General features: G+C 40.3%; 16 protein-coding genes and 1 tRNA gene. 16 read left to right on the forward strand and 1 reads right to left on the reverse strand.

Translation table 11 applies throughout. From position 1 onward, the window contains the following. Positions 1-50: 50 nt before the first annotated feature. From HXT37_RS04350 to HXT37_RS04395, 10 genes are all read left to right on the forward strand, one after another. A complete protein-coding gene (locus HXT37_RS04350) occupies positions 51-1292 on the forward strand; it encodes a hydantoinase/carbamoylase family amidase (RefSeq protein ID WP_004108971.1) in 1242 nt (413 codons plus the stop codon). Positions 1293-1609: 317 nt separating this feature from the next. Next, complete coding sequence (gene allW / locus HXT37_RS04355; RefSeq protein WP_116773730.1) at positions 1610-3094, forward strand: allantoin permease; 1485 nt, start codon at positions 1610-1612, stop codon at positions 3092-3094. A 1-nt stretch (position 3095) separates the two neighbouring features. Continuing rightward, positions 3096-4472: an allantoinase AllB gene (allB, locus tag HXT37_RS04360; protein WP_421779318.1), complete on the forward strand. Its 1377-nt coding sequence runs from the start codon at positions 3096-3098 to the stop codon at positions 4470-4472. Between the two features lie 60 nt (positions 4473-4532). Beyond that, positions 4533-4730: a sulfur carrier protein ThiS gene (gene thiS, locus HXT37_RS04365; protein WP_004574242.1), complete on the forward strand. Its 198-nt coding sequence runs from the start codon at positions 4533-4535 to the stop codon at positions 4728-4730. Beyond that, complete coding sequence (gene thiF, locus HXT37_RS04370; RefSeq protein WP_004106663.1) at positions 4731-5354, forward strand: sulfur carrier protein ThiS adenylyltransferase ThiF; 624 nt, start codon at positions 4731-4733, stop codon at positions 5352-5354. Next, complete coding sequence (locus HXT37_RS04375; protein ID WP_004108959.1) at positions 5344-6111, forward strand: thiazole synthase; 768 nt, start codon at positions 5344-5346, stop codon at positions 6109-6111. The genes thiF and HXT37_RS04375 overlap by 11 nt, the downstream gene beginning before the upstream one ends. A gap of 143 nt (positions 6112-6254) precedes the next feature. Next, positions 6255-6330, forward strand: a tRNA-Gly gene (locus tag HXT37_RS04380). 201 nt (positions 6331-6531) lie between these two features. Next, positions 6532-9975, forward strand: a complete 3444-nt coding sequence (locus HXT37_RS04385; protein ID WP_421779320.1) for a tetratricopeptide repeat protein — start codon at positions 6532-6534, stop codon at positions 9973-9975. A 310-nt stretch (positions 9976-10285) separates the two neighbouring features. Further along, a complete protein-coding gene (ligA, locus tag HXT37_RS04390) occupies positions 10286-12997 on the forward strand; it encodes an NAD-dependent DNA ligase LigA (protein ID WP_415705432.1) in 2712 nt (903 codons plus the stop codon). Positions 12998-13000: 3 nt separating this feature from the next. Next, positions 13001-14128, forward strand: a complete 1128-nt coding sequence (locus HXT37_RS04395) for an Mrp/NBP35 family ATP-binding protein (RefSeq protein WP_004108951.1) — start codon at positions 13001-13003, stop codon at positions 14126-14128. A 93-nt stretch (positions 14129-14221) separates the two neighbouring features. Here the strand turns inward: HXT37_RS04395 and HXT37_RS04400 are convergent, their stop codons facing one another. Beyond that, entirely contained in the window at positions 14222-15592 is a 1371-nt protein-coding gene (locus HXT37_RS04400) for a DUF349 domain-containing protein (RefSeq protein ID WP_004108949.1), read from the reverse strand. A gap of 96 nt (positions 15593-15688) precedes the next feature. Between HXT37_RS04400 and hisS the strand changes: the two genes are divergently transcribed. The 6 genes from hisS to HXT37_RS04430 all read left to right on the forward strand — a co-directional run bounded on the left by hisS (position 15689) and on the right by HXT37_RS04430 (position 22607). Further along, complete coding sequence (hisS, locus tag HXT37_RS04405; RefSeq protein WP_004108947.1) at positions 15689-17089, forward strand: histidine--tRNA ligase; 1401 nt, start codon at positions 15689-15691, stop codon at positions 17087-17089. 88 nt (positions 17090-17177) lie between these two features. Continuing rightward, a complete protein-coding gene (gene aspS / locus HXT37_RS04410) occupies positions 17178-18974 on the forward strand; it encodes an aspartate--tRNA ligase (protein WP_103013868.1) in 1797 nt (598 codons plus the stop codon). Positions 18975-19120: 146 nt separating this feature from the next. Next, positions 19121-19933 (forward strand): amino acid ABC transporter ATP-binding protein, encoded by an 813-nt coding sequence (locus tag HXT37_RS04415; RefSeq protein WP_012914189.1) that lies wholly within the window; start codon positions 19121-19123, stop codon positions 19931-19933. Between the two features lie 70 nt (positions 19934-20003). Continuing rightward, complete coding sequence (locus tag HXT37_RS04420) at positions 20004-20837, forward strand: glutamate ABC transporter substrate-binding protein (RefSeq protein WP_102155150.1); 834 nt, start codon at positions 20004-20006, stop codon at positions 20835-20837. Position 20838: 1 nt separating this feature from the next. After that, complete coding sequence (locus tag HXT37_RS04425; protein ID WP_004108938.1) at positions 20839-21516, forward strand: ABC transporter permease subunit; 678 nt, start codon at positions 20839-20841, stop codon at positions 21514-21516. 5 nt (positions 21517-21521) lie between these two features. After that, on the forward strand, positions 21522-22607 hold the full coding sequence (locus tag HXT37_RS04430; protein WP_004108936.1) for an amino acid ABC transporter permease: 1086 nt from the start codon (positions 21522-21524) through the stop codon (positions 22605-22607). Positions 22608-22730 lie beyond the last annotated feature (123 nt).

Consider the following 22730-nt stretch of genomic DNA (forward strand, 5'->3'; position numbering starts at 1 on the left):
CTGAATGTCACTTTTGGGGAAACTTGCACAAGTGAGGAGGAATACTGCAGATGATTAATAGCAGCATAAGTGCTGAAACTATAGAATCAGCCATAAGCTGGCTTGCAGGATTCACAGAAAAACCAGGAGAACAAGGAGTTACTCGACCTCTTTACACAAAATCTTGGAAACAGGCTCTTTTTGCTCTTCGTCAACGATTTGAAAAACTCGGTATGACTGTAGAATTCGACCAAGTTGGAAACCTAATTGCAACTGTTGAAGGATGCGAAAAGCCAGAAAGCATAATAGCTTGTGGATCGCATATTGACACAGTTTCAAGAGGAGGTCGTTTTGACGGTCAACTTGGAATAGTTGCAGCATATTTAGCAATTAAGAATTTACTTACTAGATATGGAAAGCCAAAGAAAAGTCTTCGCATTATCTGCTTAGCAGAAGAGGAAGGCTCACGTTTCCCATACGTATTCTGGGGTTCAAAGAATTTCTTCGGACTAGCCAAAAAAGAGGACGTAGAAAATATTTGCGACAGTGAAGGTGTTCCTTTCGAAACAGCAATGCGTGAAGCTGGGTTCAATTATCAAACAACTCAACCTAAGTTCGCAAATCTTGAAGCCTGGATTGAGCTACACATTGAGCAGGGACCAACGCTTTACAGCAATCACGAAGATTTAGGTATTATCACTAGCATTGCTGGTCAGCATCGTTGGGATATTCATCTTAAAGGCGTACAAAATCACGCTGGCACAACAATGATGTCCTACAGGCACGATGCAGTAGATTGCATGTCTCATATAATCGCCAAGAATCTTGACAAAGCTAAGCAAGCAGGCGACCCACTGGTACTTACTTTCGGTAGAATCAGCGTAGTTCCAAATCAAGTAAATATTGTTCCTGGAGAAGTTACTTTTTCAATGAACTGCCGTCATACAGATAAAGCTTTTCTTGATAAATTCTTGCAGGAACTCGACGAGGACATTCACGAAACTGCCAAGTCTTATGGCATTACAGCGCAGATTGATAAGTGGATGTCTGACGATCCTACACCACTTAGCGACGATATTATTAATCTTTTGAAAGATCAAGCTAATAAGCAAGGTTATGCATACAGGGTCATGCATTCAGGTGCTGGTCAAGATACGCAAATTTTTGCTCCGTTTGTAAAATCCGGAATGATTTTCGTTCCTTCGAAAGATGGTATTAGTCACGCTCCAGAAGAGTACACAGATCCACAAGACGCTGTTCACGGGGTAAAGCTTTTACGAGATGCTCTGCATAGTTTGGCTTATGAGGACTAACGAAAACCAACTAAAAGATAACGAAAACCAAACGAAAACCAAAAAGAAATGGAAATTTAGGAAGGACGCAAAAGGCATATACTATGCAAACTTCACTGCTTAGTTAACCGCAGCGAAGAAAAGTGAATATCGAATGAGAGTACAACGCTTATTCACGAATAAGAGGCTGATACGAAGGGGCGCACCACCACGGGTACGACATCCTTTCGTATCTTTTTTATTTTTGAGCAAAGTTGCGATTATTACTTTCAAAAAACTCAAAACACAAAACACAAAAAAGAATCAAATTTACAAACAAGAAAAGTAAGGAGGTGCGCATGCAAATTAGTAAACTGCTAAAAGATGAGCCAGTAGATAGTAAAAACTTGGAATGTTACCGCGAGCGCGGCTACACTAATGAAGATTTACTGCCAAAGCCGCAAGAAAAACGCACAATGAGTGCTCTTAATTTTTGCACTTTGTGGATGCAGTCTGTACACAATATTCCTAATTATGCTGCAGTTGGCGCGTTCCTTTTGATGGGATACTCTCCAATTTACGTAATGATTGGTATCATGCTTGGCGCAATTCTTACAGCAATTGTCATGGTTGCTAACGGTGTTGTAGGTTCCAAATACGGCATACCGTTTTCTATGCATTTGCGCGCAACATACGGAAAAGCAGGCGCTCAGCTACCAGGATTCCTTAGGGGAGTAGTTGCTGCAATCTGCTGGTATGGCATTCAAACATATATAGGTGCGAAAGCTTTAGAGGTTCTAGTTGGCAAAATTTGCCCTGAGTTTCTTACGTTTGGAAGCAAAATACCATTTGTTGGTTCGCACATACCTATTATTATTTCCTTCGCAATATTTTGGTTGCTTAATTTGGCGATTGGCTTAGGTGGAGGAAAGACTCTTAATAAGCTAACTGTAGTATTAAGCCCGCTTATTTACGTTGTTTTTGGTTGCATGAGCGTATGGGCTATTAGCTGTGCTGGTGGTTTATCTGCAATCATGCAATATCATGCTACTGTTCAAGCTCCAACTAATTACGGTCTTGGGCTTTTCATGATGATGGCTGTAAATTCTGTGCTGGGTGTTTGGGCTGCTCCTGCCGTTTCTATTGCTGATTTTACGCAAAACGCAAAGTCAACTATGGCTCAACTAAAAGGTCAAATTGCTAGCTTCTTGCTGAGTTACGCGCTTTTTGCTTTTACGAGCGTAGTTATTTTAGTAGGCGGATCGCTTTTTTACCATGAAACCATTACAGATGTTCTTGTTATCATAAACAAGTGGGATAGTCTTCCTGCAATTGCAATAGCTACTGGGTTGCTTCTACTTACTACAGTTTGTACAAATGCTACTGGCAATATTGTTCCTGCAGCATACCAGCTAACTGCTTTAGCTCCGCGATTTGTAAATTATAAGCGTGGCGTAGTTATTGCAGCTCTTGTAAGCACTGTGTTAATGCCGTGGAAGTTTATGGCTAATATTACAGGCTTCTTGAATCTTATTGGTATGCTTTTAGGCCCTATTGCAGGTGTTCTACTTGCTGACTATTACGTAGTAAAGCGCACGCATATTGATCTTGATCAAATTTATTACGATACAAATAGTTCATCAAAATCTGCTTATTCTGGAACTAACTGGATATCTTATACTTCTACGATACTTGGACTTTTATTTGCTCTTTCCGGGCAGATAATTCCTCTACTTTCACCGCTTACTCAAATCTCATGGATTGTGGGATGCGCTGTAGGTTTCGTGTGTCAAATATTACTATCAAAAGTTTTTCAGCCAACAATGGCTAAAGAAAGGAAATAATATGAACTACGATGTAGTAATCACAAATGGTTTGGTTGTATTCGATAATGAAGCAACCAAAGCCGATATAGCAATTAAAGACGGCAAGTTTGCCGCTTTTGGAAGCAACTTTGCAGCAGAAAAAACTATTGACGCAACTGATTTAATAGTTGTTCCTGGAAAAGTTGATTCTCATGTTCATATTAACGCTCCAGGCGGCGGCGTTCGCGACGATTGGGAAGGTTTTGTAACCGCAACTTCTGCCGGTGCAAAAGGCGGTATTACTACAATGCTGCAAATGCCTTGCAATCAAATTCCTGCTACTACTGATGGAAAATCATTTGAGGCAGTTTTAAAAGAGGCTGAAGGAAAACTAAAAGTTGACGTTGGTCAAACTGGTGGTTTGGAGCCACAAAATCTAAACGGTGGAATATGCGAGCAAGATAAGCAAGGTGTTGTTAATTACAAGGCATTCCTTGGAACTACAGGCGACAAGGATTTGCAAGTTGATTTATACAATTGCGACGATTACTCCTTGTATACAGGTATGCAGCAGATTGCTAAAACAGGCAAAATTTTGATTATGCATTGCGAAAACGCTCCTATTACAGATCAGCTTGGAAAGAAAGCTCATCAAATGGGAGCTAGAAAACTTTCTGAGTTCGTAGCAACCAGACCTGTTTTCACTGAAGTTGAAGCTATTGAGCGCGCTTGTCTTTTTGCTAAAGAAACTGGATGCAGAATTCATATTGTTCATGTTTCTTCACCAGAAGGTGCTCAAGCTGTTGCTGACGCTCGTAAGAATGGCGTTGACGTAAGCTGCGAAACTTGCAACCATTACCTGTATTTCGACACTTCTGAGCTTGACGAGATTGGAAATATCGCTAAGTGCACTCCGCCAATTCGTGACAAGGAAAACCAGAATGGCTTGTGGGAAAAGGTTTTTGACGGTTCTATTAACTTCATTGTTTCCGACCATTCGCCAGCTCCTTTGAGTTTGAAGCAAACTGATGATGCTTTCACAGCTTGGGGTGGTATTGGTAGCGTTCAAAACGATGTTGATGTGTTCTTTGATGAAGCTGTGCAAAAGCGCGGAATGTCATTAACTCAATTTGTGGCATTGAATTCTAGCAATTCTGCAAAACGCTTCGATTTGAAAGGAAAAGGCAGCATACGTTTGGGTTACGACGCAGATCTTGCATTCATTAAGCCAAACGCTCCTTATGTTCTTAAAGCTGAAGACCTTGAGTATCGAAACAAGTTCAGCCCATACGTTGGTCGCACTATTGGCTGCCAGGTGGTAAGAACTTTGCTTCGCGGCGAAGAAATTTACAGCCAAGAAAATGGCGTTTGCAAAGGCTTCAAGGGCAAGTTTATTCTTCATCCAGCTAAGGATTAGGTAGAATCTTTAAACGTAATATTTAAAACTTAAAGCATATTCTACAGAAAGGAGGTAAGTGTGCTGAAACTTAATCACGATACTGTGGATTATGTTGAGAACGAGAATTTACTTGAACTACTTAAGCGCGAAGGCTACGACAGTACTTTTGTTGCAATAGAAGTTGATGGTGAATTAGTAAAACGCAAAGATTTTGAAACTTTCATAATTAAAGATAACGCAAAAATTGAAGTATTTAGCATTATGGGAGGAGGATGAATGGAAAGTGACGATATTCGCGCAAAAGTTCTTAAACGTCAGCTAAAGGAAGATAATGATTTGTTTGCTCAACAATCAGTTTCAATACTTGGCTGCGGCGGTTTGGGATCAAATATCGCGTTGATGCTTGCGCGAGCCGGCGTAAAAAAGTTGTACATTTACGATTTTGACAGTATCGAGTATTCGAATTTAAACCGTCAAAATTATACGATTAACGAAATTGGACAACACAAAGTATCTGCTACTAAAGCACGGCTTAATGAAACTTTGCCGTACGTTGAAGTAGAAGCTTTCGTACAAAAAGTTACGCCGGAATCGTTAGATGAGATTGCTGAGCGCTCCGACTTGTTTATTGAAGCATTCGACAATCGCGAATCGAAAGCAATGGTTCTTGACTATTTCATGAATCATCCTAACAAATATGTTATTACCGCTTCTGGCTTATCTGGACTAGGAGATATTAAGAACGTAAAAATTAAGCATCTTTCAAACGTGTGCTTAGTAGGTGATTTTAAGTCTTCTCCTGAAGAAGGCTTGTATTTGCCTTATGTTTCGATTATCGCAAGTTTAGAAGCGTTAGAAGCGTTGAAATGGATAAAAAATGGAGGAAATTATGGAGAATGAAGATTATTTAGAATTAGGTGGTAAGAAGTTTACTTCTCGATACATTTTGGGTTCTGGAAAGTATTCTGAGGAGCTTATTGATGCCGCAGTAAATAGTGCTAAAGCTGAAATGATTACTGTAGCAATTCGCTATAGCGAGAAAGCTGCAGGAATTTTAAAGCATATTCCAGAAGGCGTTACCATTTTGCCTAATACTAGCGGATGCGTAACTGTAGAGGAAGCAGTTAACACTGCACATATTGCTCGCGAAATGGGTTGCGGAAACTTCATCAAGCTTGAGATTATTCCTGATCGCAAGTATTTGTTGCCAAACAATGAAGCTACTTTGCAAGCAACAAAGATTTTGGCTGACGAAGGTTTTACTGTTCTTCCTTACATGTATCCAGATTTGTACTTTGCTAAGGCAATGCGCGACGCTGGAGCTGCCGCAATTATGCCTCTCGGCTCTTTGATTGGCTCTAACAAGGGTCTTGAAACTAAGAAGTTTATTCAGCTTATTATCGACGAAATCGATCTTCCTGTTATTGTCGATGCCGGCATTGGCGTTCCAAGCCAGGCTGCTGAAGCAATGGAAATGGGTGCTGCAGCTGTAATGGCAAATACTGGAGTTGCTACTGCAAACGATATTGTGCTTATGGCTAAAGCTTTCAAGCTTGGTATTGAGGCAGGCCGCGCAGCTTATCTTGCAGGCCCTGGTCGAGTGCTTGAAAAGGGTGCAACACCATCTTCTCCAAAGCGCGATGACGAAAGCAAGTAAGCAAACAAATAAAATAAGTCTTCAACTTAAAACACTGAAAATCTGAAACAAGTAAGCCTTACAAGTACAGCCAGTACTTGTAAGGCTTGCGACATACCTAATTTGCACTTTTTATGAAAATGATATAAGGTATTCACTTGTTTGCGGACATAGCTTAGTTGGTAAAGCGCAACCTTGCCAAGGTTGAGACCGCGGGTTCGAGTCCCGTTGTCCGCTCCATTTTTTCTCAATATTCGAAGCCGTCGTATTCTCTTATTAGCAATCTATTGATGAAATAATTTCGATAAATAATGTCGCGCATTTTATAACATGCATAATTTCTTATATACTAAAATAATGTGATTAAACGCCACATTATGTGCGCTAAAAATATAAAACAAAAACTCACATGCCACAAAGCAAAGTGAAAGAATGGGGATTATGACTAACAACATGCAAACTACTGAAAATTCAGAATCTCAGGAAGATAGTATGTTGCAACTACAAGAATCTCTTAACTCGTTGTGGTCAGAAGGCAATCCAATAGATATTTCGTCGCGCGCTAAAAAGTACGTTATTAAAGATTTTCCACAAACAAATATCAACAATCAATTAGGCTGGGTTCAACTTAACAAGAAAAAAGAATACACGTCAATTGGATTATTTAAAGAAGACGGAAGAAAATTCCTTCAACTAGCAGTAGCAGATTCAGAAGGGCGAATATTTCTCGGCAGCAAACTTAGCTACGAAGATATTCAAGACATGAGACCGCAACTTTCATTTGTAGAAAAAAATAATTCTTCACTGAAAGATTTACACCGTTTTTATGGAAAACAATATAAAAAAACAAAAATTACTCTAAAATGTGCATTTTCGGAAGCGTTTGACGAAACATACACCAAACATACAGACTATGATATGGATAATATCGTAGAATCCTATTTAAATGGCGACGCAACCGTAGAAGATTTTCTCGCTTCTTTAGAAAGCAGTAAGTCTAAAAGCGCGTTAAAACCAGAACAACGCTCTAAAACTTTTGCCGGAAAAATAAACCACTTTTCTAAAACTTTTTCAAAAATTAGAAAAGAAAACGTATTTTGCGTATCAAACGGAGACTTAGTTTTACAACTTTCAGAAGATGACGGTTTAATTAAAATCGGATCATGGATCTCACACGGGTTCGGAACTAAAAAAACTTATACTCTCGAAGAGTTACGAACTAAACTTCCAGAAAACTTACGATGCAATCTTACATACAGAAATGCAATAACAATAGCATTCTTTGCAGCATTATTCATTCCAGACATGCACAAGTCTTTAACTGGATTTGGTTACAGCAATGTACTTCGCAGACTAGAACACGAAGCACCTTTAGGAGCAATACGAAGAAGTGTAGAAGACATAAAAATAGCGAAAAAAGAAAATTTAAGAGTTTCAGGTTTAGAAGAATATTTCGAAAAATTAATGCGCTCAACTGGAGCTTTAGAAACAGAACGCAGCCTGGAAGCAGTGCATGGTGCAGAACGCCTACACATGCAAAAATCTCAGCAAACAGAAGCAAACTACTTACTTTGGGATGATGCTTTGGAACCAAATGCTGCACTCAAAGTACTTAAAATAGAAGGCGCTATTAACCGTTTATATTCAATTTATGATTGTCTGCAAATTAACTCCATTATGGGAGGAAAAACTTGCGAAAATACTATAAAAGAAGAGCAGGCATCACAAATCGACATGGCAATGATTAAAGATATTGCTTTTGCAGCAAGCGGTTCAATAGGTATGCAATTTTTTGGCAATCCTCTGATGGACGACAAAATAAGACCTATTTTGCACATGTGGAGAAGAGCAAAGCAGGTAAAAAATAACGATAAGTATTTCAATAAGATAGATAACGACAGTGAATGGTCCTATAGGCAGCGTCTTTCTAATCTTATTAGAAGCGTATATTTGCCGTTCCGTTTTGACGCGGAATTCCGATCTAATTTAGAAGATGGTAACGTGGCAATAAACCTTACTACAGCTGGAGCTGCACTTATGCCATCTGTAGCTTACGCTAATGAGGATAAATCTTGGAAAAATCTGAACGACGACGATAAAGAAAAACTAGCTACAAACTACAATCTTCAAGTTGGAATGATAATGTCTACTCTAGCTTTTGGAGCAAGCGGTAAAGTAAAAAATGTTTCTATACGCTTAGATTCAATAGGCTTAGAAGAGATGGTTACAGCACAAAACAATGCTATGAACAATCTTGTAAATCGTACTCTTAATGCGCTTAACGTTATGAATAGTGACGCTGCAAATAATGATTCATCCAAGCCAAAAGGAGATCCAAAAGACGGTGACATTCATGGAGACCCGTCTAAATTGCAAGAAATGCAGCAGACTAATATTAGTAACGCAAACAAGACAAACAATAATGTCATATCAATACATGCGAGCGCAAGCAGCCAAGAATTAAACTCAGAAACAGACACAAACGCAGATTCTAACGAAAATCAACTGTCCGAAAACAGCATGGATAAGTCTAAAGAAGAAAATTCATTTGCAGCTTTTACTACAGCACCATCCATACGAGCTCTAACTACAGTTACGTTTAGCAGAGACAGATTTATAAAACTTATTCACCAAAACGGATTAAATAATCCTATAAAAACATACGAAAAATTTAATGCCAAATTAAACATTGATTCTCATGGAAAATTAAATACCATCGAACCAGATTTTGATGTTCACAGTAGCCGCTTTTCTCCTCATGGATCACAAGAAGAACCTGAATTTTCTGACAAAATTTTTACAGCAGATCAGGAAAGCATACTGGGAACACAATACGCACAAGGGCTTTCTATACAACGTGAAGATCTTCTGCAACAAGCTGTTGCCGACTTCCATCATATTGCTTCAGAACTTATGCCAACAACTGCACAAAAAGCTCACGAAGCTATGAGTATTATTGAAAGCATTGACGATCCTGAACTTAACGCTCAAGCAGATTCAATAACGCGAGCACTAATTGACGAAACAGATTTACCCAATCTTTCATTTACTACAGCAAAACGTATAAGAGATATTCGCACAAAAGCTCACGAACAGTTTATGAATGGGGACCTTAGCGAGGCTTTAAAAGAGTACGAAAATTCTGTAGCACAATTCGATACTATGTTTACTAGCAGCGAAGCTGTACCAAGATACTTTAATTCCTACGCTGAGAGAGTAATTTATAATCATCTATTTGCAACTAAAGAAGAACGAACAAGACTTATTCCTGACGGTCTTTTCTACGCGCATATGGAACTTGCTGATTTACTTTCGCAATTAAACCAACATGACGAAGCTTTACGCCATTTAAATATTATGGTTTCGTACGCTCCTACTTACGCTCTTTCTCATTTAAGATTAGCTGATATACTTGCGCAAAAAGAGGATTGGTCATCTGTTATTGCAGCTTGCATTAACGCTTTGAATGTGTCTCTCGATAGGGATGACGCTGCTTTTGCTTACTATAAGCTCGCTTATGCGGAATGGATGCAGAATAATTTCCTCATTGCTGCATCTTCATATAGAATGGCACAATACTTAGCTCCAGGAAAGATTGAGCCGCTAGAAATGGAACTTGATGAGCTTCTTTCTAGAATGAGATCGCAGTGCAAGCTAATACCGAGCAATATACATGAAGCACAGATGGCTCTTCTTTCTGAAGACGTACCAGCTTGGCCTGATATTGAAGCAGAAGAGATTATTGATAAAGCAGCAAAATTAACTGTGAACGATGGAATGTTTGTAATTGCAAGAACTTTATGTGTTGCAAATATTCGAATGACTTCTAACGAAGATCTAAGTAGCACAGTACAAACACAGTTCTTAAGATCTTTAAACGCTTAAGAAATAGAGCAAGCAGTTTTAAAATTTATTAGCTTAATACTCAATACATCATTGAATAGTTTTTACTGTGCTTATACAGTCTTATTAGATACTGTTTATAGGCATTAGTAAAACGTAGCTGAAGGGAATATTCATGAGTGAAAATAGTATTCGCGAAGAGTCAACAGAGAGCGAACAGTTATCGCTTTTTTACGATTTTGACGAGCAAACTATATCTCATGAAGCGCCAAAAAACGAAACTAATAGCATAAGTACAGTTAAAACAGGGACTGTTACTCAGGCTGATAGCAAAACTGATAACAAAACTGACATGTATGAAGCGAATGAGTGGAACTCTACAATAGACACCGAAAAGTGGATTGCAAACTTGAAACCAACAGACACTGATGCGTTGACTCTTGGAAACTTGCAGCCAGCGACGCTTACTATAGAGCAAGCTGCGAAACTTTGGGCGAAATTGGCAGCTTGGGCACAATCTGATCAAATTGCTTATTACGTAGAAGATTCTCCGACTAGTTCAGACGCAGCATATGATGCAAGAATGCGAGCGCTAAGCGCTTTAGAAGCTGCCTTCCCAACTTTAGACACACCTCAATCTCCAACACATCGCGTAGGTGGAACTTTTTCTAACGATTTTACTTCTGTAAAGCATCCGTCTCGAATGATGAGTTTGGATGACGTATTTTCAATTGAAGAATTACATGATTGGTATAACAGCGTAATTCGCGATTTACAATGGGATGAGTCTAAGCCTCTTCCTATGACTTGCGAAGTAAAAATTGATGGTCTTGCTTTAAATCTTATTTATCGCAACGGTACTCTTGAACAAGGTCTTACTAGAGGCGATGGCGTAACTGGCGAGGATATTACATTAAACGTAAGAACGATTGAAGCAATACCAACACAGCTTCATTCTGATAATCCTGACGATATTCCTGAGTTCGTGGAAATTCGTGGCGAAGTTTTTATGAAATGGGAAGACTTTAGAAAATTAAATGATGAACAAGAAAATGCTGGACGAGTTGCTTTTGCAAACCCTCGTAACGCTGCAGCTGGCTCTTTGCGCCAAAAAGACCCACGAATTACAGCCACGCGTCGATTAAGCTTTTTTGCACACGGACTAGGTGAGCTTCGTTGGAAAGAAAATACAAGCCATAACAATAGTGAAACAAAATTTAATCAGTCTGACGCATATAAGCTCTATCAACAGTGGGGAATACCTGTTTCTCCGTACACAAGAAAAGTCACAAATTTTTCTGAAATAGAAGAAATGATTGACTATTACGGAAAGCATAGAGCAAATATTTTGCACGCTTTAGACGGCATAGTTGTAAAAGTTGATGACAGAGCATTACAGCATCAACTAGGAGCTACTTCTAGAGCTCCACGATGGGCTATTGCATACAAGTATCCTCCTGAAGAAGTTAATACTTATTTGAAGGATATTATTGTCCAGGTTGGAAGAACTGGAAGAGTAACTCCTGTAGCTGTTCTTGAACCTGTTACTGTAGCAGGATCGACAATTTCTCGCACAACTCTTCATAATGCTTACGAAGTTGAACATAAAGGTGTGCTAATTGGCGATACTGTCGTAGTTCGTAAAGCTGGGGATGTTATTCCAGAATTAGTCGGACCGGTACTTAAAGCTAGGGAAGGGCGAGAAAATGAACTTAGAAAGTTTGTTATGCCAGAATACTGCCCATCTTGTGGAACTAAGCTAGCTCCTGCAAAAGAGGGAGATAAAGACATTCGTTGCCCAAATGTAGAAAACTGCCCAGCTCAACTTACAGAACGAATAATTCACTTGGCTTCCAGACAAGCTTTTGATATTGAAAATTTGGGCGATAACGCTGCGCTAGCTCTTACAAATCCTGAGGATTGCAGGCCTACAACTGCAGAAGTTTACTGCCCAGATATGGATAAAATTATAATTCAGCGAGGAGCAACTCAACAATCATATATACCGGCACCAGATTTAACGCTACCTGAACCACAAACTCCAGTACTTAGAAATGAAGCTGGATTATTTAGTATTACTGCCGACGATTTGCAAAATGTAATGGTTTGGAAAGAAATTCCTCTTGTTGAAGAGTGGAAAGAAGTTAGTAAAGACGGTAGCTTTAAAAAGCGTACACGCAAAATAGGCGGATCTGGTCTTTGGCATCAAGTTAGAGCATTTTGGACTCGCACAATCGAAGCAAAGTTATCTACAAATTACGAAGCAGAAGGAACTCCCGAAAAAACTACTTCACCAAACGAACAATGGGATCCTCAATATCCTAAATTCCAAGTTCCAATTGACGCTAAAGTGGTACTTTGGAAAAATAAGCGCATTACTAGAAATGCTAAAACTAGCGACAACGCTAAAGAAACAATAAATGTGCCATGGTATACAAGACCTTCTGAAACTACTCGTAGCATGCTTGAAGAAATAGCTCAAAAAGGCAAAAATGCAGCACTGTGGCGAGTTTTGGTTGCTTTATCTATTCGTAGACTAGGTCCACCAACTGCACGTCTTATAGCGGCAAATTTTGGATCTTTAGACAATATTTCCAAAGCATCTATTGAAGAACTTACACAAATTGATGGAGTTGGTCCTGAAATTGCGCAAGCAGTATACAACTGGTTCCAGCAAGCTAAAGACCCTGCTAATTGGCAATTTGAAGTATTAAAATCGTGGCAAGAAGCAGGTGTAGTAGGGAAAGTTGAAACATCATCTTTCGCTCAAACATTAGTAGGTAAAACAATAGTTGTTACAGGATCTTTGCAAGGATTTACACGAGACAGCGCAAAAGAGGCTATAGTCTCAAGAGGCGGCAAAGCATCAGGATCAGTAAGCAAGAACACATATTGCGTTATTCTAGGCGAAAATGCAGGATCCAAGGCAACTAAAGCGCAAGAACTCGGCATTCCTATGCTTAACGAACAACAGTTTAATGCTCTTTTAAAAACTGGGAACTTAGAAGAAATACTACAAATTGCAAATAATACTGTGTCAAATCTCATTGCTGAGGAATCATAACGCATGAATACAAGTGAACTCGAAAAACAAGTTTACGATTTGCTGGGTAGCGTTATTGATCCAGAATTAGGTCGCTCTGTTACCGAATTAAATATGGTAACTGGAGTGCATGTGATAAAAAAAGCTGAAACTATTGATGCAACAAAGTTTGCTTATGATGTAGAAATAAATCTTGAACTTACTGTGCCAAATTGCCCTCTTGCAGAAGTGATTACAGGACGAGTTCAAGAAGCTATATCTAAATATCCTCAAGCAATACTCATACCGCACGTTAACGCTACTGCAATGAGTAAAACTAAATTAGAAAAGTTAGTTGCAGATTTAAAAGCTGAACGCAAAGAAAATCCATTTAATAAAGCTGGCACTCGCACGAGAATTTTTGCTATAGCTTCTGGGAAAGGCGGAGTGGGAAAATCTTCTATAACTGCTAATTTAGCTGCAACTTTTGCAGCATTAGGTTACGATACTGCAGCTATCGACGCCGATATTTACGGCTTTTCTTTACCGCGAATGTTTGGAGTTAATTCTCAACCAACAAATTTAAACGGAATGCTTATGCCTGTAGTTGCTTGGGGAGTAAAGCTTATTTCTATTGGAATGTTTGCTGGAACCGATCGTGCTATTTTGTGGAGAGGACCACGATTACAACGTTCTTTAGAACAGTTTCTTTCCGATGTTTGGTGGGGCAACCCCGATGTTTTACTTCTTGATTTAGCTCCAGGCACAGGAGATATGGCATTAGCTGTAGCACAATCCTTACCAAATGTAGAGCTTGTTGTAGTAACAACTCCACAGCCTAGTGCATCAGATGTGGCAGTTAGATCAGGTCTTATGGCTTTGCAAATTCCTGTAAAAGTTCGCGGAGTTGTTGAGAACATGAGCTGGTTTGAAAATAACGGCGAGCGCTTAGAATTGTTTGGTTCAGGAGGAGGAAAGAGAGTAAGCGAACAACTTTGTAACGCTCTTGACACTAATGTGCCTCTTTTAGCTCAACTTCCTTTAGATCCTGCGCTTAGAGAAACTGGTGAAGCAGGGCGACCTGCTGTTCTAACCGAAGATGGAAAATTGGCAGATTCTAATTTAGCTAATACTTTTATTCATTTAGCTAAATCTTTAATAAAAAACTCTTAAAAGCAAATAAATCTTAAAATACAGCCGAAAAATAAGTATGGGGTCGCTTGATTTTTAAGCAACCCCATACTTTTAATTAGTTATAAAACTAATTTACTTAACAGCGTTAAGCCACTGCTCTTTAGTAGCCTTTTCAGCTTCCAACTTAGCTTTACGCTTATTATCGGTTTCCTTAGCAATAGCAGCGTTAAGCTCTTCGAGTTGCGCTTCCAACTGTAAAGCAAAACTGGATTTACGAGCATTAGCTTCAGGATCAGCCTCACGCCAAGCAGCGTCTTCAACAGCCTTAATCTTTTTATCAACGTCGTTCAAGCGAGACTCAATACGACGCATATCTTCACGAGGAACGAAACCAATAGCATCCCATTCTTCCTGAATCTGAGACAAAGCCTTACGAGCCTTCTTAGCAGCTTCTTCATTTTCTACTGGCAACAAAGCCTCTGCTTTTACGAGCAAAGCTTCCTTCTTAGCAAGATTTTCGTGTTCTCCAGCATTAACCTTTTCACGGTCATTTTGACGAGCATGATAGAAAGCATCAGCAGCTTCGCGGAACTTAGTCCACAAAGCATCATCGTGCTGACGACCAGCATTGCCAGCTTTCTTCCAACGATCCATCAAAGCATTGAACTTCATAGAAGTTTCACGCCAATCTTTTGAATCTTTTAAGCTTTCAGCTTCTGCAATAATAGCTTCCTTAAGCTGCTTAGCAGTATTACGCACGTGCTCACGTTCTTTAACCCAAGAGTTACGAGCCTGAGAGAATGCAGAACGAGCCTTTGAAAAACGCTGCCACAAAGCATCGGCATCAGACTTATTTAAGTGAATAGTAGTACGCTGATGCTCCTGCCATTCGTCAAATAAAGCACGTAACTTATCGTTTAATTCACGCCAGTTTGTAGATTCATTCATTTGTGCTACTAACGATTCTGCACGTTCTACAATATTTGTACGTTCTTTCAAAGCTTTTTCTAGAGCTTCTTTTCGAGCTTTAGCGATTGCTTCTTTCTTTTTATTACCTTTTGCAGTCAATTCGGCGTGTCGCGCACGTAAAGCAGCAATATCGCCTACGGCAGCAGGATTTTCCAATTCAGCTTTCAAAGTATTAAGCGTTTCGTCAATTTCTTTTGCTTTTACATTGGAAGCTTCCAAGCGCTTAGCGAAAAGATCAAGCTTAATCTTCAAATCAAGATAACGATGAATATAGAAAGTCAACGCTTCTTCAGGAGTGCCAGTGGAGTATTGACCAACCTCACGCTCAGCACCGTTTTCAGTAACGTAAACAGTGCCATTTTCATCAACACGGCCAAAGGTTTTTGCGGCTTTAATATCCTCTTCACTATAAGAAATGGTTGGTGCTTGAGCAACAACACGAGTCTTATGCGCGAAGCTTGCTGGAGATGGAGCAACTGGCTTTGGCGCGGTAGTAGTTTTAGTAGTTTCTTCAGGTTTAGTCTGTTCGGTCACGGGACGACTCCTTACAGCAGATGCACGGTAACATTGTTACGAATAAGTATGACGGTAAGCCATGATTTTTCCGCAACACCACCTATTATAGTGGACATGGTACAAGGCTCATCAATATCGGGTTTCCCTGAATGGCTTCCTAGTGAACGCGCTGTTGAACAGCAAGTAATTGACACACTAAGAGAAGTGTTTGAACTCAACGGTTTTATTGGAATTGAAACACGTGCAGTAGAACAGGGTTCAAGCTTATTAAAAAAAGGCGAAACCAGTAAAGAAATTTATTTATTGTCGCGTTTACAAGAAGTTGGTCACGAATCCGACACTCCTGTAGAAGAACGCATTGGTTTACATTTCGATTTAACAGTTCCGCTCAGCCGTTACGTCGTTGAGCATACTGGTGATTTGACGTTCCCATTTAAGCGCTGGCAAATGCAAAAAGTTTGGCGAGGGGAGCGTCCACAAGAAGGTCGTTTCCGTGAGTTTGTTCAAGCAGATATCGATGTAGTAGGAAATGGCGAATTACCTTCACACTACGAAGTTGAACTTCCACTTGTTATGGTTGAAGCTCTTGAACGTTTACGTAAATTTGGTCTTCCTAAGGCAACTGTTCATGCTAACAATCGAAAGCTTTCTGAAGGTTTTTATCGCGGTATTGGATTAAGCGATATTGAGGGAGTTCTTCGAGAAATCGATAAGCTAGACAAAATTGGTGCTGAAGAAGTATCTAAGCTTTTGGTAAAAGAATGCGGCGCTACGGCTTCTCAAGCTGATGCATGCTTAGAATTAGCTGAACTTACTGCTGAAACAGGAGATGAGTTGAAGTCTCGTTTCGACGAATTATGCGATAAGCATAATATTTCTCGAAGCGATGATAACGAGTCTTACGTTTTAGCTTCTCAAGGTGTTGAAACTCTTGCGATGATTGTAGACGAAGCAGCACGTATCCGTCCAGGTGCTGTTGTTGCTGATTTGAAGATTGCTCGTGGACTTGACTACTATACTGGTTCTGTTTACGAAACTTTCCTTGACAACGCAGAATCTCTTGGTTCAATTTGCTCTGGCGGTCGTTACGATAATTTAGTTTCACAAGGCAAGAAGAAGTATCCAGGCGTAGGACTTTCAATCGGCATGTCTCGACTGCTTTCTTATATGCTTCACACTGCAGGTGCTACTGTTTCTCGAGTTTCTCCTGCTGCAGTACTTGTTGCAGTTTGGAATGAAGAAGATCGCCCTGCATGCAATGCTATTGCTAAAACTTTACGAGATCGAGGCATTGCAGCAGATGTTGCTCCTAGCGCAGCAAAGCTTGGTAAGCAAATAAAATATGCTGACAAGCTCGGCATTCCTTATGTGTGGTTCCCTGCTGATAGCACTGAATCAGAGTCATCTCACGATGAAGTAAAAAATATTATTACTGGCGAACAGGAAACCGCGGATGCCACGTCTTGGCAACCGGATACTGTTTATGCCCGGCAGACAGTTTCTTGCGCTAAATAATGTCTTGCAAATTTGCTTGAATATTGTGCGCAAAATCATGTCAATAGAAACAAATGAATATCAATTAGATTGTAGAGGAAGTGGACTTATGAGCCAGACGGCGTATCGCACACATCATGCCGTTGAAGTGACTGAAGAATTAGTCGGGCAAAAAGTAACCATCGCTGGTTGGGTTGATCGTCGCCGCGATCATGGTGGAGTTGCCTTTGTTGATGTCCGTGATAACACAGGCTTAGTGCAAGTTGTTATTTACGATGAAGAAACTGCACGACCATTGCGTAGTGAATTCGTTGTGCAAGTGACCGGCGAAGTTCGCTTGCGCCCAGATGGCAACGAAAACGATCATTTAGCAACCGGTAAAATTGAGATTGTTGCAGAAACTGTTACTATTCTCGCAAAGTCAGACGCTTTGCCATTCCAGGTTTCAACAGCTTTGGAAAACGAGTCCGAGAACAAGCTTCCAAGCGAAGATGTTCGTTTGAAATATCGTTACCTTGATTTGCGTCGCCCATCTATGCAGCGCAATTTGAAGCTTCGCTCTGATATGGCTAAGGCTGCCCGCCATGCTTTGGAAGACATGAACTTTACTGAAGTTGAAACACCAACTTTCATTAAGTCAACTCCTGAAGGTGCTCGCGACTTCGTTGTTCCAGCACGATTGGTTCCAGGCTCTTGGTACGCACTTCCACAGTCTCCTCAGCTTCTAAAGCAGTTGCTCATGGTTTCTGGCGTCGAGCGCTACTATCAGCTTGCTCGTTGCTATCGCGACGAAGACTTCCGTGCAGATCGTCAGCCTGAGTTCACTCAGCTTGATATGGAAATGAGCTTTGCAAGTCAGGAAGACGTTATGGCTATGGCAGAGCGCGTTATTGCCGCTATTTGGAAGGAAGCCGGTCACGAGATTACTCTTCCTTTGCCTCGTATTACTTGGCAGGAAGCAATGGATAAGTATGGTTCCGATAAGCCTGATTTGCGTTTTGGAAACCCACTTATTGAGTTGACTGACTACTTTAAGAACACTCCATTCCGCGTGTTCCAAGCTTCATACGTTGGCGCTGTGCTCTTTAAGGGCGGTGCTGCAACTCCTCGTCGCCAATTTGACGCTTGGCAGGATTGGGCTAAGCAGCGCGGAGCTAAAGGTTTGGCTTACGTTGTGTTTGGTGAAGATGGCGAGTTAAAGGGTCCTGTTGCTAAGAATCTTAGTGAAGAAGAGCGCGCAGGTCTTAAGGAAGCTGTTGGAGCAGAAGATGGCGATGCAGTGTTCTTCGCAGCAGGTTCTCGCGAGTCTTCGCAGCTTTTGCTCGGCGCAGTGCGCGTTGAACTTGCTAACCGCGCAGGATTGCTTCACCCAGATGAGTTTGCTTTCACTTGGGTTGTTGACTTCCCACTATTTAAGCGCACTGATGATCCAGATGATGACGACGTCGCCGTTGGCCACTCAAAGTGGACTTCTATGCACCATCCGTTTACAATGCCATCTGCTGATTGGATCGATAAGTTTGATAAAGATCCAGAGCACGCTATGAGCGATTCTTACGATATTGTGTGCAACGGTAATGAAATGGGCGGCGGATCCGTTCGTATTCACCGCGACGATATCCAAGACCGCGTTCTTAACGTTCTTGGAATCGACAAGGCTGAAGCTGACGAAAAGTTCGGCTTCTTGCTTGAAGCTTTCAAGTACGGTGCTCCACCTCACGCTGGTATTGCTTTGGGTTGGGATCGTACTGCTGCAATTTTGGCAGGTGCAAGCTCAATCCGCGACGTAATCGCATTCCCTAAGGCTGGCGGCGGTAGAGACCCTCTAACCGGTGCTCCTGCTCCAATTTCTGACGAGCAGCGTGCTGAAACTGGTGTTGATTATGATCCAGAAGAAGACGAGTAAATAAAAATACTTGTAAAAAATGTTATTGATAAGCCGTTGATTGTTGATTTTATAATCACAATCAACGGCTTTTTTGTAACGTAAGAGTTACAAAACGTAACGATAGTGATAAATAGCTGTAACACAGATTAGCTAAACTTCTTGTTATGGATAAGCAAGTATCAAAGTCAAATCCAAACGCCGAGGATATGACTAATCGCACTATTTCAGTGCAAAAAGCGGCAAATCCCCTCGTAGAACTAAGTCATGTCGAAAAGCATTATGGAAAACTTCATGTGCTTAAAGACATCAATCTGACTGTTAACAAAGGCGAAGTACTAGTTATTATCGGTCCATCTGGTTCTGGTAAATCGACAATGTGTCGCACAATTAACCGTCTCGAAACTATTGATTCAGGTGACATACGTATTGACGGTGAGCCACTTCCTCAAGAAGGAAAAGAACTTGCAGCTTTGCGAGCAGAAGTTGGTATGGTATTCCAGTCCTTTAATCTTTTCGCTAACAAGACTATTTTGGAAAATGTTACTCTTGCTCCAATGAAAGTGCGCCATATGGATCAGCAAAGTGCTGAATCTCTTGCTATGGAATTGCTCACTCGAGTCGGAGTTGATAATCAAGCAAACAAAATGCCTTCACAACTTTCCGGCGGCCAGCAGCAGCGTGTTGCAATTGCTCGAGCTCTTGCTATGCAGCCAAAAGTTATGCTTTTTGACGAGCCTACATCTGCACTAGATCCGGAAATGGTTAATGAAGTTCTTGATGTCATGGTTGAGCTTGCAAAAGAAGGCATGACTATGATTTGTGTTACCCACGAAATGGGATTTGCACGCAAGGCAGCTGACAGAATTGTATTTATGGCAGATGGTCAAATTCTTGAACAAGGCACTCCTGAAGAATTCTTTGAACATCCAAAAACTGATCGTGCAAAAGATTTCCTTTCCAAGATTCTTACGCATTAATCTGCTTTTTTGTTTTATCTTTCAGTAAAAATTCTGAAACTTTAAAACAGTTCTTACGAAGGGAAAAGATATGAAAATATTACAAAATCGCATTTTTCGTGCGATACTAGCGATGCTTTGTACCGTATGCTGCGTTATGCCGCTTACAGCTTGCGATCGTAGCGATGGTAAAAAAGTCATACGCATTGGTATTAAATTCGATCAGCCTGGTATGGGTTTCAAAAAATCAGGAACTTACGTTGGATTCGACGTTGATGTTGCTAAGTACGTTGCCAAAAAGCTCGGCTATTCAGAAGATCAAATCGTATGGAAAGAATCACCATCTAAACAGCGTGAAACAATGCTTCAAAACGGTGATGTAGATATGATTGTTGCAACATATTCCATTACTGACGCTCGCAAGAAAATGGTTTCGTTTGCAGGACCTTACTTTATTGCCGGTCAGGATTTGCTAATTCGAAAAGATGAGCATAAAGTAAGCGGTCCAAATGATTTGGACGGAAAGCGTTTATGCTCAGTTTCAGGCTCAACATCTGCAATTGCTATTAAGGAGCGTTACTCTTCAAAAGTACAGCTTATGCAACAGCCTGGTTATGCAGAATGTGCAACTGCATTATTCTCAGGAATTGTAGATGCTGTAACTACCGACGACATTATTCTTGCTGGTTTAGCAACCGCTTCTCGAGGTCGTTTAAAGCTTGTAAACAAGCCATTTACCGCAGAATATTACGGAATTGGCATTAAAAAAGGAAATACAGGCTTAGCTAAGAAAATTAATGCAGCCTTAAAAGACATGATTCGTAACGGATCATGGAAAAGAGCTCTAGACGACAATTTACGAGGCACTGGCTTTAAGCCGAACGCAAAGTATAATCCGCCAATTCCTCAAGAAGGAGAGAAGTAATATGCAAGATTTTATGCAGCTATTTACCTCCTACAATATTCCAGGAGCATTCTTGGTTAATATTGAAATAACTTTATGGAGTGTACTTTTTTCATCAATTATTGGCGTAATTCTTGTTACTATGCGCATTTGCCCTGTTTCATCATTACGCATGATTGCTACAGTTTATGTTGAATTGTTTAAAAACATGCCACTTACCATCATTATGGTTTTCATGGTTTTAGGCGTTTACGCTCAGCTTAAGATAGGATTCTCCTCAATTTTTGAAGTGAATTTCTTCTGGCTGGCAGTTGCTGGATTGTCGCTTTATACTGCAGCATTTGTTTGCGAATCTTTGAGATCTGGTCTTAATACCGTACCTGTTGGTCAAGCAGAAGCTTGCCGCGCCCTTGGATTAAATTTCTTCCAATCTGCAACACAAGTAATTCTTCCACAAACTTTCTGCGGTTCAGTAGCACCATTAGGTAATACATTTATTGCTTTGCTTAAGAATTCTACAGTTGCTGCTGCTGCATCAGTTGCCACTGAGACTTCAACAATGATGAGCGAAATGATTGAGAAACATGCAGATTTGATTGTTCCAATCTTCTTAATTTTCGCTTGCGGATACATTATGCTCATCATTCCTATCGGCATTTTGACTACTTATTTGTCAAATAAACTTGCTGTGAGAAGGTGATAACAATGGCTAAACAACGTGAACAATCATTATTATTCGATGCTCCAGGTCCAAAAGCTCTTAAGAAAATTCGCATAGCTAATATTATTGCCGGTTGCATTTTTGTTATTTGCATTATTGCTATTCTCGTTCGTTTGAGCAATCCTCCAGAGGGAGAAAACCAACTTTCTTGGACGCTTTGGAATCCTGCACTCGAATCTGAGGCCTGGGTTGATTTTTATCTTCCTGGATTATGGATGACACTAAAAGCATCGTTACTTGCAGTAGTTGGTTCTATTGTATTTGGCTTATTCTTCGGACTTTGCCGTTTACTACCTAATTTTATTATTCGTAGTATTTCCGCAATAGTAGTAGAATTTTGCCGCGCAGTACCAGTATTGATGCTTATGATTTTCTTGTGGAGAGCATTCGCACTTTCTGGTATGAAAGAATCATCATACTGGGCTGTTGTTTTGGCACTGATTATGTATAACGGTTCTGTTGTTGCAGAACTTGTTAGATCAGGTGTTGGCAACTTGCCAAACGGTCAAAGAGAAGCTTCACTTGCATTAGGATTGAGCGAGTACCAATCATTGACACAAATTGAAATGCCTCAGGCAATTATTGCTATGATGCCTGCAGCAGTAACTCAGCTTGTAGTTGTTTTGAAGGATACTGCACTTGGTTCAATTATTATGTACACTGATTTGCTTCAGGAATCGCGCAGACTCGGATCAATGTACTTTAATATTTTGCAAACATTAAGTGTTGCAGCAGTAATATATTTCCTTATTTGCTTGGCATTGTCTTGGTTTGCACAATGGTTGCCATCGCACTTGAAGAATCGAACTGCCGCTCCAACAGAACCAGAGCCTGTTGCTCCAATTGCTATTATGGATCCTTCTAATGTGAACCAAATGGCAGTTGCTAGCGAAGTTAAAGAGCTTCCTTATGGCGGTACTCCACGTAAGTATCACGTACATCATCGCGGTACGAACGCTTCTATTCACCATTGGCGCCACACTCGTTACTTGCAAGGCTACGACGAGCATCATCTAAAAACTGGCGATGAACCGGAAGAAAATGATGACAACAATGCAGAAAATAACTAAATTTCATATTTAGTGGTGTTTAGTAGCAAATTTTCTCATAAGCGCAGTCGGTATTTATTATTGGCTGCGCTTATTATTTTCTATCTTGCAATTTCTAACTTTGGTAGAATCATAATAGTATTT

Source organism: Gardnerella sp. DNF01151, assembly GCF_049244235.1.
GTDB lineage: Bacteria > Actinomycetota > Actinomycetes > Actinomycetales > Bifidobacteriaceae > Bifidobacterium > Bifidobacterium swidsinskii.

What these genes read in the sequence shown, in the direction of transcription:
- HXT37_RS04420 (WP_102155150.1), top strand. Translation starts at nt 20,004, where the DNA reads ATGAAAATATTACAAAATCGCATTTTTCGTGCGATACTAGCGATGCTT.
- HXT37_RS04350 (WP_004108971.1), top strand. Translation starts at nt 51, where the DNA reads ATGATTAATAGCAGCATAAGTGCTGAAACTATAGAATCAGCCATAAGC.
- HXT37_RS04415 (WP_012914189.1), top strand. Translation starts at nt 19,121, where the DNA reads ATGGATAAGCAAGTATCAAAGTCAAATCCAAACGCCGAGGATATGACT.
- HXT37_RS04425 (WP_004108938.1), top strand. Translation starts at nt 20,839, where the DNA reads ATGCAAGATTTTATGCAGCTATTTACCTCCTACAATATTCCAGGAGCA.
- thiF (WP_004106663.1), top strand. Translation starts at nt 4,731, where the DNA reads ATGGAAAGTGACGATATTCGCGCAAAAGTTCTTAAACGTCAGCTAAAG.
- HXT37_RS04430 (WP_004108936.1), top strand. Translation starts at nt 21,522, where the DNA reads ATGGCTAAACAACGTGAACAATCATTATTATTCGATGCTCCAGGTCCA.
- allW (WP_116773730.1), top strand. Translation starts at nt 1,610, where the DNA reads ATGCAAATTAGTAAACTGCTAAAAGATGAGCCAGTAGATAGTAAAAAC.
- HXT37_RS04395 (WP_004108951.1), top strand. Translation starts at nt 13,001, where the DNA reads ATGAATACAAGTGAACTCGAAAAACAAGTTTACGATTTGCTGGGTAGC.
- ligA (WP_415705432.1), top strand. Translation starts at nt 10,286, where the DNA reads ATGTATGAAGCGAATGAGTGGAACTCTACAATAGACACCGAAAAGTGG.
- allB (WP_421779318.1), top strand. Translation starts at nt 3,096, where the DNA reads ATGAACTACGATGTAGTAATCACAAATGGTTTGGTTGTATTCGATAAT.
- HXT37_RS04385 (WP_421779320.1), top strand. Translation starts at nt 6,532, where the DNA reads ATGACTAACAACATGCAAACTACTGAAAATTCAGAATCTCAGGAAGAT.
- HXT37_RS04375 (WP_004108959.1), top strand. Translation starts at nt 5,344, where the DNA reads ATGGAGAATGAAGATTATTTAGAATTAGGTGGTAAGAAGTTTACTTCT.
- hisS (WP_004108947.1), top strand. Translation starts at nt 15,689, where the DNA reads ATGGTACAAGGCTCATCAATATCGGGTTTCCCTGAATGGCTTCCTAGT.
- aspS (WP_103013868.1), top strand. Translation starts at nt 17,178, where the DNA reads ATGAGCCAGACGGCGTATCGCACACATCATGCCGTTGAAGTGACTGAA.